Here is a 12,706-nt window from a genome sequence, read left to right as displayed (position 1 = left end):
CCTCGGCGTCGCCGCCGCAAGCCGCCACCGTCATCGATGGCCGGCCATTGCCTGGATCACTTCGTCGCACCGCCCTGAGCGGCCTTCGCGGCCTCCTTGGCGTTGACTTCCTGGGTGCGCGCATAGGTCTGAGCGAAGCCGCGCTCGCCGGTGATCATCACGTCGAACACGCAGTTCTGGCGGGTCCGCTCGTCCTTGACGATCCGGCATTCCTGCACCGCCACTTCCAGCGGCAGCGGCTTGACCGGCTCGGCGCCCGGCAGGTTGCACGGCGGGCTTTCCATCGGCCAGTCCTTGTTGGTGAAGGTTTCGGTCGAGGTGCCCGGCGCGTAATCGAACAAGGTCGAGGCGTGGCTCACCCGCCATGCATCGCCGAACTTCTTGTACAGATGGACATAGCGATCGTGCAGCGCGGCCGGACGCGGGCCCAGGCCCGTACCGTCGGGCAGCGGCGGCAACCAGCTCTTCGACGCCAGAGGCGCACCGATACCGCCGACCAGATTGCTGCCCGGCTCGGCGCCGTTCGCGCCGTCGGCCACCTTGCGGCTCACGCCGATGTTGAGATACCACTTGGACTCGGTCGACCACCAGCCCGGCGTGACTTGCAGGTTGTACTTGTCGGGATAGGTGATCTTGATCCCGCCCGGCGCGCCGGTCGGATTGATGCTGCCGCCGTTGCCCAGGTTGATGCCGCCCGCACCGAGCGTGGTCAGCCGGCCGTCGATGCGCAGTTCCAGTCCCTTGGGATCGGGCACGCCGTTGAGGTTCGGCTGATAGGTCACGCGGTACTTGCCCACCCGCGTGGCGACCGCGCTGTTGAGGCTCACACAGGTGGCCAGTCCGCTGTACGGATCGGCGCCGGGCGTGAACGAGGTGGCGATCGGCGTCTGCCGCGCCTGGATTTCCACGCCGCTGGGATCGCGCAGGATCGTGTACTCGCCGGCGCCCTGGAAATCGTAGCGGGTGCCGTCGAGCGTGGTCACGTGCGGGTCGCCGTCGATGGCGATGATGCCGGTGTTGCCCGGGTCCAGCCAATCCTTCAGGCGCGTGGCCGCGGTACCGCCGCCGGTCCAGCTCGCGCTGAACTTGCCGTACCAGTCGGGCGAAGTGGTGGCCGAGCAGGACGCCGCGCCGCCATGCAACTGGCCGACGCAGCGCTTGCTGGAAGCATCCCACAGGCACGAACCCGACGAACCGCCTTCGGTGGTGCCGTCTTCCCACATGTCCACGCGCCAGTGATTCGCCGCGGCGTTGACGGTGTTGGAACCGTACGCGGTGGAAGTGACCGCGTTGTTGTTGAACGAAATCGCCTTCTCATCGCCGCTGGGGTGATGGATGCCGACCGTCGCCGCCGGCGCCACGCCGGTCGCGTCCCAACCCGAATAGTAGACATCGAACAACGGATCGGGCTCTTCTTCCAGTTCCACCAGCAGGAAATCGCTCGGCGCATAGGACGCGCGGAAGATCGCGCCGGTCTGGTTCATGCTCGTGCTGCCGCCGCCGAGATCGCCGCAGTTGGGCGACTCGAACTTCCAGTAGAACACCAGGGTGTCGTCGTTGGCCGCGGTCACGTTGCAATGCGCGGCGCTGAGGAAGTAAGGCGTCAAGTCGAACGCGGTGTTGTTGACCAACTGGCCGCTGCACAGGAACGAGCCGCTGATGGTGTAGCGCGCGACCGAGCGGATCTGCGGACGCCACGGATCGCCCACCGGGCAGATCACGTCGTTGTTGCAGCTGCCGGACTTGTCCATGCTGGTCTCGGACAGATCGCGATAGCCCTGGTTGACCTGGCCGATGGTGATCGCCGGCCTCGCCACGCCGTTGGGCACGAACACTTCCACCACCACCTCGTCGCCCTCGATGATCGGCGTCCACAAGCGGCCATGGCTGCTGCGGTTGTGCCAGACGTAAGGGCCTTCCACGCGTTTTCCGGCCGGATCGTACAGCCACAGCTTCGCGCCCTCGGGCATGTCGAAGCGGGTGATGCCCAGGTTGTGGCTCATCGCGCCCGGCGACTGGATGCGCAGGCGCCACAGCTGGCCGTCGGCCAGCTTCTGCCAGGTGCCGGAGTTGTCGAGGTCGAAGCCCACCGCCGCCTGCACCGCGAAGCGCACCGGCAACGGCCCCTTCGCCGTCTTGGCGCGCGCGCTGTCCTGGTCGCGCAAGGTGCGCGAATCCACCGCCGCCAGCGTCTTGCGCTGCACCGCGGCCAACGACTTGTCCTGCAGCGAAAAACTTCTCGGGGTTTCGAGCATCCTGGCCATCGCCGATTGCAACGGCAGACAGGCCAGTACCGCGACCACCGCCAGACGGCGCAACCACCCTGCGCCGTCGGTTACGTCCTTGAGCCATGTGGTTCTCATAGCACTCTCCTTGACTGAGTCGGATATCCCTTCGTGCAGGCACGGGTGAAGTCGCAACTTCGTTGTGGCGTGGGTCACGCCTTGCGCATGCGGGTGCATCGCATGTGGGGCATCAGCCGTCGTCGTGCGAGCCGGCCTGCGCGGCTTGCTGATTCGCTCAATGACACTTCCAATGAAGCGCGCCCCGTTCTGGTCAACGCCCCGCATCGCGGCCAACGGACAGACGGGCCGCGTTGATTTGTTAAATCAAAACGCAGTTCACCTTCCGATGTGTTCCGCGCCACGTCGCATCGGGATGCGGCATTGCGAGTACGACAGTCCATGCACCACACGCCACGGTGATCCCGGCCTCGGGCGCGCGACAAGGACGATCCGGGGGCGGACATGGGGCGTTGCCGGGAAGGTTTCGAGGCAAACTGTGACGCCCCGCGCGTCCAGGCCGCCGCGGCGGTAAGCTCGCACCCATGCGCCTGCTCGTACTCGAAGACCAGACCGATTTGCGCGAGGCCGTCGCCGGACGGCTGCGCGCGCACGGGCATGCGGTGGACGAAGTCGCCGATCTGGCGACCGCCGAATCCTTCGTGCGGTCGTATGCCTACGATGCCTTCGTGCTCGATCGCGCCCTGCCCGATGGCGATGCGCTCGCCTCGCTGCGGCAATGGCGCCAGCGCGGCATCGCCACGCCGGCGCTGTTCCTGACCGCGCGCGATGCGGTCGAGGACCGCATCGACGGCTTCGCCGGTGGCGCCGACGATTATCTGATCAAGCCGTTCTCGATGGACGAACTGATCGCGCGCATCACCGCGATCGGGCGACGCGGCGGCGCGATCCGGCCCAGCGTGTTGCGCGTGGCCGATCTGGAAGTCGACCTGGGCCGTCGCGAAGTCCGTCGCGGCGGAGTCGCGCTGCCGCTGCGTCCGAAGGAGTTCGCCTTGTTGCAGTTATTGGCCGAACGCGCCGGGCAAGTCGTCGCGCGCGGCGACATCATCGCCGGTTGCTGGGGCGAAGGTCAGGAACCGGCGTCGAACGCCGACGAGGTGTTGATCGCCGCGCTGCGCCGCAAACTCGGCAGCCCGCCGTTGCTGTACACGGTGCGCGGCGCGGGTTATCGGCTGGACGGACGCGATGACGCGACGGCGTGAGCAGGTCCTGCGACGGCTGCACCTGCGCCTGACCGCGGTGTGGACGGCGGCGTGGCTGCTGTGCGTGATCGTGCTGTGCGGCGTCGCCATCGCCACGCATGCGCGGCTGGCCCAGCTCGACCTCGCCTCCAGCGCGCGGCTGCGCGCGACGGCGGTGTACGGATTGACGTGGTTCGACGCCGACGGCCGCTTTCACGACGAAGTGCTGCGCAAGGAGCCCGACGTGATCGACAGCGGCAGCGATATCTGGGTGATCGGCAAAGGCCCGCCGCCGAAGGTGTTGCTGCGCCCGGAGCGGCCGCGCTTCGATCTCGCCGAACCGTTCGCGCTGGCCGAGGCCGTGATCGCCGGCGGCCGCGATATCGCCAGCGAAGGCCACGACCGCCGCGGCCGCGCTTACCTGCTGCAAGCCAAGCCGACCTACGACGACCGCGACCGACCCATCGCCGCAATCCTGGTATTGGCCGACCCCGGCGCGCGCGATGCCACCCACGCCGCCTTCGTTCGCTGGACCTTGGCGATCGCCGCCGGCCTGGCCGCGTTCGGCATCCTCGTCGGCCACGTGCTGTCGCGTCGCTCGCTGCGGCCGGCGATCGCTTCGTTCGAACAACACGAACGCTTCATCGCCGCGGCGGCGCACGAACTGCGAACGCCGGTCGCGCGCTTGCAGGCGCTGTGCGAATCGGCGCACGACGGTCGCGAGCCGCCGACGCAGGTGCTGGCGAAAGTCGAACGGGTCACGACCCAGACCGCCGGCCTGGTCGAACAGTTGCTGCTGTTGGCGCGATTGGACGCGGCCGATTCGCCGGTCCACAAGGAACCCGTACGCCTGGATCTGCTGATCGAGGCGATCCTGCCCGACGATCGGCCGATCGCCTTCCACGCCGACGAGTCGGTGGTGAACGTGGACCTGCGCCTGGTGCAAACCGCCGTGCGCAACCTGATCGACAACGCCTTGCTGCACGCGGCGAACGATGCAGGCGATGCATCGATCAGCGTAACGGTGAGCGGTCGCAAGGTGATCGTCGAAGATCGCGGCCCCGGATTCCCCGGGGCGCTGCTGCAACGCATCGGCGAGCCGTTCGTGACCGGCCCGGCCAGCCGCGGCAGCGGCCTGGGCCTGTCGATCGTCCAGCACATCGCGCAACTGCACGGCGGCGAGCTGCGCCTGGAAAACCGCACCGGCGGCGGTGCGCGGGTGGAACTGCTGTTGTGACGGTGCGGGCGCCGTAGCGGCCGCCGTCGACTGATTTTTTTCGGCCGCCGGTTGTCGACAGGCCGATATCAGCGGGATGTCAGGTTCGCTGGCTAAGGTGCGCGTCCAAGCCCACCTCACCCGACAGGTTTCCCCCATGCACACCTCCAAGCTTCCCCGCGCCGGCTGGCGTCCGCTGGTCGCCAGCGTCCTATGCGCCCTCGCCCTGAACACCGTCGCCCCCGGCGCGGCCCACGCCCAGACTGGTTACATGCCCGACGAAACCGCGCGCCACGAAGGCACCTGGCTGCAATGGCCGCACGCTTACACCTACGGCCGCGCCTATCGCGACCGGCTCGATCCGACCTGGGTGGCGATGACCCGCGCGCTGGTCGCCAGCGAAAACGTCCACATCATCGTCTACGACGCCAACGAGCAGGCCCGCGTGCGCACTCTGCTCAACGCCGCCGGCATCGCGCTGACCAAGGTGAGCTTCCTGATCCGCCCGACCGACGACGTGTGGGTGCGCGACAACGGCCCGATCTTCGTCTACGACCGCAACGACCGGCTCACGATCACCGACTGGGGCTTCAACGGCTGGGGCCTCGATGCGCCCTACCGCAAGGACGACACCGTGCCCGCCGCTGTCGCCGGCCGCATCGGCTTGCCGCGCGTGGACGTGAACGACGTGGTGCTCGAAGGCGGTGCGATCGAAGTCGACGGACGCGGCGTGCTGATGGCCACGCGCAGCTCCACGCGCGAACCGAACCGCAACGCCGAGCTCAGCGAAGCCGAACTCGAAGCGGTGCTGTCCGAGCAGCTGGGCGTGTCCAAGTTCATCTGGCTCGACGGCGCGCCCGGCGGCAAGGACGACATCACCGACATGCACATCGACGGCTTCGCCCGTTTCGGCACGCCGGACACCTTGGTCACGATGAGCCGCGCCGATCTGCGCCAATGGGGCCTGTCATCGTCCGATATCGAGCGCCTGTACCGCGCAAGCGACATCGACGGCGCCGCCTACCGCATCGTGCAGTTGCCGCTGACCGCGCGCGACGTCGTCACCGCCTACGGCTACGAACTGGGCTACCGCGGCTCGTACGTGAACTACTACGTCGGCAACACCGTCGTGCTGATGCCCGAGTACAAGGACCCCAACGACGCCGTCGCCAAATCGATCCTGCAAGGCCTGTATCCGGGCCGCAGCGTGATCGGCATCGACGTGCGCAACCTGTACCGCAACGGCGGCATGGTGCATTGCGTGACCCAGCAGCAGCCTGCGGCGCTTTGAGTCGTCGGCCCGCGCGTGGAGACGATTCCTCGCGCGGGCGGTCGCAGACCGTCCAACCTTGCTCTTGCGCCGACTCAGGCTCGGCGGGCTTGCTCCGCCGCTGAACCTGTCCAGCCCATTGTCTTGGCGAATCGCGCCGCGCACGTCGACGCGGGCGATTGCCGCAAAGACGAATGGCACGGGCCGTTTCGCACCGATGCCGATTAAATGGCCGCATCGCCGTGCATCGCAGGACGCCCATGCCCGCTCCGCAACTACTCAACATCACGGTCCACGTGATGGCGGGCATGGTCGCCATGCTCATCGGCTTCTACCAACTCGGCAATGCCAAGGGCAGCCCCGCGCACCATCGCTGGGGCCGATATTTCTGCTACGCAGGCTTCGTCGTGTGCGCATCGGCGGCGGCCGGGCTGACGCTGTTCCGGTTCCTGCCGAACTTCGCCGTATTGACCGTGCTGGTGCTTTATCAGCTCGTCGGCGGCTGGCGCTCGGCGCGTACCCGCGAACGCGGGCCGCAAATGATCGACGGGGCCTGGACCGTGTGCGCGATGATCCTTGCCGGCCTGCTCGTCCCCATCGTGCTGCGCGCCGAAGGCGCCAACGTGCTGGTGTATTCCTCGCTTGGCGCGTTGGCGACGATCCTGGCCTACGACGCCGCACGCTGGCTGTTTCCGCGCCGTTGGTTCCGCACGTTGTGGCGCTACGACCACAGTTACAAACTGATCGCCGCGCTGTTCGGCATGCTCTCGGCGCTGGTGGGCAACGTCGTGCGCGTCTGGCAACCGTGGTCGCAGATTCTGCCTTCGGCCATCGGCCTGGCGACCGTGGCGTTTTTCTTCTTCCGCTTGAGCCGGCGCGATGCCGCCCGCTCCGTCACCGCGACAAGCTGAAGCGTCATGCTTCAGGCAAGTCCGAGCCGGTCGACTCTGTCAGCCTCGCTTAAACCACGCTGCGATTGATCACGGCTTCGACGCGGTGGCCGTCCGGATCGACGAGGAAGGCCGCGTAGTAGCCATCTCCATAATCGGGACGAAGCCCCGGCGCGCCGTTATCGCGGCCGCCGGCTTCCAGGCCGTTGTGGTGAAACGCATCGACGCTCGCGCGCGACGGCGCGGCGAATGCGAGATGGAAACCGGCTCCGGGGGTGGCCGCGTCGGCGCAAAGATTCAACAGCAGCATGTCTTGGCCGTCCACGAGGCCGTAGCCGATCGACGCTTCGCCGTCGAACACCCGGCGGTAACCCAAGGCGCCCAGGGTGGCGTCGTAGAACGCGCCGGCCGCTTGCAGATCGCGGACGCCGAGAGAGATGTGGTGAAGCATGCGGGCGCCTTGGGTCGATGCGGGGTTGGAGCATAGCTCAGACGAGCGCCTGGGCAGCCGATCGCGCCAGGTAGCGCTCCCGAACCGTATTGATCGACGCTGCGTCGCTTGTGCGACGCATTGCGCTAACGAAACGAGATGCCGGAGCGCGGGCTAGTCCGAAGGGGGCATTGAAGGAAGGGCCGCGCGACTCCCACGATGAAGCCACCAAGGAAGACCGAAGCGAACCGCCGCCGCGCGGCATCGCCCGCATGGCCGCCTCCATCCCTCACCTGCTTCGGGAGTCTCGTCGATGAGCATCACACGCCGCACCTTCCTGCTCGGCAGCGCCGCCGCGGCAGCCACGGGCGCCGTCGGCGCCTCGGCGATCGCCCGCGCCGCCCTGCACGCGCGCGCGACCGGCATCGCCGCGGTCAGCGGCCCCGGCGATGTCGTCGGCAAAGTGACCGTCGGTTACCAGGGCTGGTTCGCCGCGCCCGGCGACGGCGCACCGATCAACGGCTGGTGGCATTGGGCTCACGACTGGGGTCGCGCGCCGAATCCCGACAACAACGCGATCAAGTCCTGGCCCGACATGCGCGAGTACGCCAGCGGCTATCAGACTGACTTCGCGCCACTGCGCAACGGCGCGCCGGCCAGGCTGTTTTCGAGCTACGACCAGGACACGGTCAACGTCCACTTCCACTGGATGCAGCAGCACGGCATCGACACCGCGGCCCTGCAACGCTTCAACCCGGTCTCGGGCGAAGGCCCAACCCGCGACGCCATGGCCGCGAACGTCCGCCAGGCCGCCGAACGCTATCAACGCAAGTTCTACATCATGTACGACGTCAGCGGCTGGACCCAGATGCGCACGCAGATGAAGGAGGACTGGAGCAACAAGATGTCGGCCCTCACCGCATCGCCCGCGTACGCGCGCCAGAACGGAAAGCCGGTGGTGTGCATCTGGGGCTTCGGCTTCGACGACGACAGCCGGCCCTTCCATGCGGCCGAATGCGCCGACGTGGTGGCGTGGTTCAAGCGCCAGGGCTGTTACGTGATCGGCGGCGTGCCGACCCGCTGGCGCACCGGCGACTCGGTGCGGCCCGGCTTCCTGGACGTGTTCAACCAGTTCGACATGCTCTCGCCGTGGATGATCGGCGCGATCGGCAAGCTCCACGAGGCCGACGCGTTCTGGCTGTCGGTCAACATCGCCGACAAGGACTATTGCGATGCGCACGGCATCGACTACCAACCCTGCGTGTTGCCGGGCGACCTCGCCGAACACCAGCGCGCCCACGGCAACTTCATGTGGCGCCAGTTCTACAACCTCGCCCGGCTCGGCGTCGCCGGCTTCTACATCTCGATGTTCGACGAATACAACGAAGGCAACCAGATCGCGAAAACCGCCGAAACCGCGAACGACCTGCCCGTCAATTTCAACTTCGCCGCCCTAGACGAAGACGGCACGCCCTGCGCATCGGACTACTACCTACGCCTGACCGGCGACGGCGGCCGCATGCTCAAGGGCGCGCTGGCGCTGACCCCGGTGCGCCCGACGGCGCCGGTGAGCGGAAGCACGGTCGGACAGGCCACCGTGCTGAGTCTGCGTTCACGGGTGAACAATCGCTACGTGGTCGCCGAAAGCGGCGGCGGCCAGGCGCTGATCGCCAATCGCGACGCGATCGGGCCGTGGGAACGTTTCGACATGGTCGACGCGGGCGGCGGCGATGTCGCCTTGCTGTCGCATGCCAACGCGAAGTTCGTGACGGTGGATGCCGCGCAGCAGAACGCGTTGATCGCCAATCGCGACACGGTCGGCGCGCGTGAGCGGTTCTTCATCGAGGTGCTGCCCGGCGGGACGATCGCGTTGCGGGCGCGTGCCAACAACCGTTACGTGACGGCGACGAACGAAGCGAAGGGGCCGTTGATTCCCACCGCCGTGCAGGTGGGCGGGTGGGAGCTGTTCGATTTGGTGATTTCGTAAGGACGGCGAGGCTTATCGTCTGCATGGTGGAGGGCTTCGGCTTGCGGGCGACCAGAAGCAAATGCCCCGGCGCAGCCGCGTTCGCCTGAAGCCACGCAAGCGCCAGCCCCTTTTTCCAAGGGGCGACTATTCGCGCTCGCAACGCTTCGCCGTCGGCTTTGCTTCGGGCTTTGCTTCTGGCTTCGCTTTTGCCGTTGCTGTTCCCTCATTGGAAAAGGGGGCAAGGGAGATTCGCTTTTCCCGCCAGATCGCCTCAACCCCGCCAACAAACAAGGCGCACCCCAGCCCCTGGCGATCATTAAAATAGCCCGAGCCCACGGACCGAGCCCTCCCGCGGAAGAACCATCAACCTCCCGCGCCCCGCCAACACGCTCGAGGAATCCCCCTTGATCTACGACGTAGTAATCGCCGGCGCCGGACCGGTCGGCCTGTTTCTCGCCTGCGAACTGCGCTTGGCGGGTGTCTCGGTACTGGTGCTGGAGCAGGCCGAGGATCCGGACTCGCCGCTGAAGCGCCTTCCGTTCGGCATGCGCGGCCTGTCCGCGCCCACCCTGGAAGCCTTCTACCGCCGCGGCCTGCTCGACGACATCGCGCCCGCGCAGCGCGCGCACGACGACGCGAGCGACGGCGGCGCAGCAGCGGCGAAGACCGCGCAGAAGCCGCGCCGCCAATTCGGCCATTTCGCCGGCATCGCGTTCGACTCGACCAATATCGACAGCACGAAGTGGTCGTATCGCCTGCCCAGCCCCGCCGATACGCCGACCGGCGCCGACATGGAACGCATCGAAACCGTGCTGGCCTCGCGCGCGATCGCGATGGGCGCCGAAATCAGGCGCGGCCTGCGCGTGGAAGAACTCGACACATCGGATGACGAAGTAAGCGTTCGCGCCGGCAGCGAAACCTTCCGCGCGCGCTGGCTGGTCGGTTGCGATGGCGGCCGCAGCGTCGTGCGCAAAGCCGGCGGCTTCGAATTCGTCGGCACCGATCCCGAGTTCACCGGTTATTCGGTTCGGGTCGAGATCGCCGACCCCGACAAGTTACAACTGGGCCGCCACTACACGCCGACCGGCATGTACTTCCAGGCCCAGCCCGGGACCATCGCGATGGCCGCGTTCGACGGCGGTGCGTATCACCGCACCCAGCCGATCACGCTCGAGCATGTGCAGGCGGTGCTGCGGTATATCTCCGGCACCGACGTGACCTTGACCTCGCTGCTGCTCGCCACGACCTGGACCGATCGCACCCAACAAGCCACGACCTACCGCAACGGACGCGTGCTGCTGGCCGGCGATGCCGCGCACATTCACTCGCCCTTGGGCGGGCAAGGGCTCAACCTCGGCCTGGGCGATGCGATGAACCTGGGATGGAAGCTCGCCGCCACCCTTCGCGGCGACGCGCCGGCCGATCTGCTCGACAGCTACGAGCGCGAACGTCATCCGATCGGCGCGCAAGTGCTCGATTGGTCGCGCGCCCAGGTCGCATTGATGCGACCCAGCCCGAGTTCGCGCGCGCTCGAAGCCATCGTCCACGACCTCATCGGCACGCGCGACGGCGCCACCTATTTCGCCGGACGCGTCTGGGGCGTCGGCCTGCGCTACGACCTCGGCGGCGATCACCCGCTGGTGGGCCGCAGCACGCCCGACTTCGATCTGGCCGACGGCAGCAAAGCCGGCGAGCGGCTGCGCCTGGGCAAGGCTCTGTTGCTGGACTTCGACGCAGACGCGTCGCTCGCGGCGCGTGCACGCCGCTGGAGCGATCGCATCACCCATGTCGCCAGCGACGCCAAGGACCGATTGGGTCTCAGCGCCGTGCTGGTGCGGCCGGACGGCGTGGTCGCCTGGGCGAGCGACAGCGCCGGCGATCACGAAGGCGTGGCGCAGGCCGCGACCCGATGGTTCGGCGAACCCGCGCATTGATGTCGGCGTCCCTGCCCGACATCACCGCTCCACGCGATGCGAACGGGCCTTGAATCGCGGCCACGCCCATCCGCCGCGTGCGATGCATCAACCGCGCACGGCGGCCTCGATCGTGGCGATATCGATCTTCTGCATCTTCATCATCGCGTCGAACGCACGCTTGGCCACCTTCGGATCGGGATTCGTAAACGCATCGGTCAGCACGCGCGGCGTGATCTGCCACGACAGCCCCCACTTGTCCTTGCACCAGCCGCATTCGCTTTCCTTGCCGCCGTTGCCGACGATCGCATTCCACAAGCGATCGGTCTCGGCCTGATCGTCGGTTGCGACCTGGAACGAGAACGCCTCGGTGTGCTTGAACATGGGCCCACCGTTCAAGCCCAGACACGGAATGCCCATCACCGTGAACTCGACCGTCAGCACGTCGCCTTGCTTGCCGTCGGGATAATCGCCGGGCGCGTGATGCACCGCGCCGACCGCGCTGTCCGGAAACGTCTTCGCGTAGAACGTCGCCGCGTCCAGCGCGGCGCCGTCGTACCACAGACAAATCGTGTTCTTGCTGAGCGCGTTCTTGTTGACCATGACCGTTCTCCTGGTTTCAGGTGGATACGTGCATTCCAATCGCGCAGAACACCGGACTGCATCGATGCTCTGCCTGCCACGAGGCGCATGCACGATCGTCTCATGGCGCCGCTCCATGCCCGATCACATCGTTGAACGGGGCCCGGGCAAGTGCCGGGCAAAAATAACATCAAGCGCCGACAAAACAACGGCACGTCGCCATCATTCGCAGCTGTTTGCTCGCGTTGATCGACGGCGTATGCAAAAGCCGCATGTCCATCAGACAAATGTCACCCGCGCGGCCTGACATTTCGACGATAGAGACACCCGATCCGCGAAGATTGCGCTCGAGATTGTCGGATGTCTTCAACAGCCTGCGCAACGCGGAGACGGAACCCAGCCCCGACGTATCGACCCGATGCGAACCCGCCAACGCGAGCGTCGCGCCGCCGCGCGGCGCCACATCGTCGATCAGGAAGAACGCTTGAATGCCGGCAAGCCGACACAGCGGGTCGGACGTTACGTCCACATGCCAATTCAAACCTTTCAAAGTCCAGTCGCCCTGATTAGGCGGCGACAGCAGCAGTTGGGTGCCTTGACTGGGCGTCAATGCCTGACCGCCCAATCGGGATATGAATTCGATGAGCTCCGGCGTGGCAAGCGCGTCGTGCAGCCCTGGGACATTCACGAGCGCGGAGAGCTTGCCGATCTGCTGAAAGAACGGAAGTTGCCGCAACGACTTCGTCACGTCGGTCCTCGCCGACAACCGCTTCATCTCATCAAGCACGTTCCGCCTGATCGCCGCCATCCGACTCTTCGGATGGAAGGCATCCAACCGCAAGTAACCTTGCGCGGCGAAAAATTCGGCTTGATCCGATTTCATCAGGTCGTCCGAGCGAGCAATAAGAGATTTTCGTCCTGCGCGAATCCTTCGGCATCGTAATGGAATAGT

The 12,706-nt window shown here is 66.7% G+C and carries 10 protein-coding genes; 6 read left to right on the top strand and 4 right to left on the bottom strand.

Annotated elements, in window-relative coordinates; translation table 11 throughout:
• Positions 1 to 56: 56 nt before the first annotated feature.
• Positions 57 to 2,363, bottom strand: coding sequence for a hypothetical protein (locus tag KME82_RS02825; RefSeq protein WP_215497186.1), 2,307 nt, complete (start codon positions 2,361 to 2,363; stop codon positions 57 to 59).
• 464 nt (positions 2,364 to 2,827) lie between these two features.
• On the opposite strand from KME82_RS02825, the gene KME82_RS02820 reads away from it, so the two are divergent.
• The 4 genes from KME82_RS02820 to KME82_RS02805 all read left to right on the top strand — a co-directional run bounded on the left by KME82_RS02820 (position 2,828) and on the right by KME82_RS02805 (position 6,881).
• The gene (locus tag KME82_RS02820; RefSeq protein WP_215497185.1) at positions 2,828 to 3,505 is read left to right on the top strand and encodes a response regulator; all 678 of its coding nucleotides are present in this window, start codon (positions 2,828 to 2,830) and stop codon (positions 3,503 to 3,505) included.
• On the top strand, positions 3,489 to 4,721 hold the full coding sequence (locus KME82_RS02815; RefSeq protein WP_215497184.1) for a sensor histidine kinase: 1,233 nt from the start codon (positions 3,489 to 3,491) through the stop codon (positions 4,719 to 4,721). Before KME82_RS02820 ends, KME82_RS02815 begins: the two co-directional genes overlap by 17 nt.
• A gap of 136 nt (positions 4,722 to 4,857) precedes the next feature.
• Positions 4,858 to 5,991, top strand: a complete 1,134-nt coding sequence (locus KME82_RS02810) for an agmatine deiminase family protein (RefSeq protein ID WP_215497183.1) — start codon at positions 4,858 to 4,860, stop codon at positions 5,989 to 5,991.
• Between the two features lie 239 nt (positions 5,992 to 6,230).
• Positions 6,231 to 6,881: a hypothetical protein gene (locus KME82_RS02805; RefSeq protein ID WP_215497182.1), complete on the top strand. Its 651-nt coding sequence runs from the start codon at positions 6,231 to 6,233 to the stop codon at positions 6,879 to 6,881.
• A 49-nt stretch (positions 6,882 to 6,930) separates the two neighbouring features.
• On the opposite strand, the gene KME82_RS02800 is transcribed toward KME82_RS02805, so the two are convergent.
• A complete protein-coding gene (locus tag KME82_RS02800; protein WP_215497181.1) occupies positions 6,931 to 7,311 on the bottom strand; it encodes a VOC family protein in 381 nt (126 codons plus the stop codon).
• A gap of 292 nt (positions 7,312 to 7,603) precedes the next feature.
• Between KME82_RS02800 and KME82_RS02795 the strand changes: the two genes are divergently transcribed.
• Together KME82_RS02795 and KME82_RS02790 are read left to right on the top strand one after the other, a co-directional pair.
• Positions 7,604 to 9,277 carry a hypothetical protein gene (locus KME82_RS02795; RefSeq protein WP_215497180.1) on the top strand — a complete coding sequence of 558 codons (1,674 nt, stop codon included), beginning with the start codon at positions 7,604 to 7,606 and terminating at the stop codon, positions 9,275 to 9,277.
• A gap of 386 nt (positions 9,278 to 9,663) precedes the next feature.
• Positions 9,664 to 11,193 (top strand): FAD-dependent monooxygenase, encoded by a 1,530-nt coding sequence (locus KME82_RS02790; RefSeq protein ID WP_215497179.1) that lies wholly within the window; start codon positions 9,664 to 9,666, stop codon positions 11,191 to 11,193.
• A gap of 87 nt (positions 11,194 to 11,280) precedes the next feature.
• On the opposite strand, the gene KME82_RS02785 is transcribed toward KME82_RS02790, so the two are convergent.
• The gene (locus KME82_RS02785) at positions 11,281 to 11,775 is read right to left on the bottom strand and encodes a VOC family protein (protein WP_215497178.1); all 495 of its coding nucleotides are present in this window, start codon (positions 11,773 to 11,775) and stop codon (positions 11,281 to 11,283) included.
• Positions 11,776 to 11,944: 169 nt separating this feature from the next.
• Positions 11,945 to 12,637 carry a phytanoyl-CoA dioxygenase family protein gene (locus tag KME82_RS02780; protein ID WP_215497177.1) on the bottom strand — a complete coding sequence of 231 codons (693 nt, stop codon included), beginning with the start codon at positions 12,635 to 12,637 and terminating at the stop codon, positions 11,945 to 11,947.
• Between the last annotated feature and the right edge of the window lie 69 nt (positions 12,638 to 12,706).

It is taken from the genome of Lysobacter capsici (assembly GCF_018732085.1).
Classification (GTDB): Bacteria; Pseudomonadota; Gammaproteobacteria; order Xanthomonadales; family Xanthomonadaceae; genus Lysobacter; species Lysobacter capsici_A.
Note: the sequence above shows the minus strand (reverse complement) of the source record. Positions and strands in the feature narration are given on the sequence as shown.

What these genes read in the sequence shown, in the direction of transcription:
- KME82_RS02825 (WP_215497186.1), bottom strand. Translation starts at nt 2,363, where the DNA reads ATGAGAACCACATGGCTCAAGGACGTAACCGACGGCGCAGGGTGGTTG.
- KME82_RS02795 (WP_215497180.1), top strand. Translation starts at nt 7,604, where the DNA reads ATGAGCATCACACGCCGCACCTTCCTGCTCGGCAGCGCCGCCGCGGCA.
- KME82_RS02810 (WP_215497183.1), top strand. Translation starts at nt 4,858, where the DNA reads ATGCACACCTCCAAGCTTCCCCGCGCCGGCTGGCGTCCGCTGGTCGCC.
- KME82_RS02780 (WP_215497177.1), bottom strand. Translation starts at nt 12,637, where the DNA reads ATGAAATCGGATCAAGCCGAATTTTTCGCCGCGCAAGGTTACTTGCGG.
- KME82_RS02785 (WP_215497178.1), bottom strand. Translation starts at nt 11,775, where the DNA reads ATGGTCAACAAGAACGCGCTCAGCAAGAACACGATTTGTCTGTGGTAC.
- KME82_RS02815 (WP_215497184.1), top strand. Translation starts at nt 3,489, where the DNA reads ATGACGCGACGGCGTGAGCAGGTCCTGCGACGGCTGCACCTGCGCCTG.
- KME82_RS02820 (WP_215497185.1), top strand. Translation starts at nt 2,828, where the DNA reads ATGCGCCTGCTCGTACTCGAAGACCAGACCGATTTGCGCGAGGCCGTC.
- KME82_RS02800 (WP_215497181.1), bottom strand. Translation starts at nt 7,311, where the DNA reads ATGCTTCACCACATCTCTCTCGGCGTCCGCGATCTGCAAGCGGCCGGC.
- KME82_RS02805 (WP_215497182.1), top strand. Translation starts at nt 6,231, where the DNA reads ATGCCCGCTCCGCAACTACTCAACATCACGGTCCACGTGATGGCGGGC.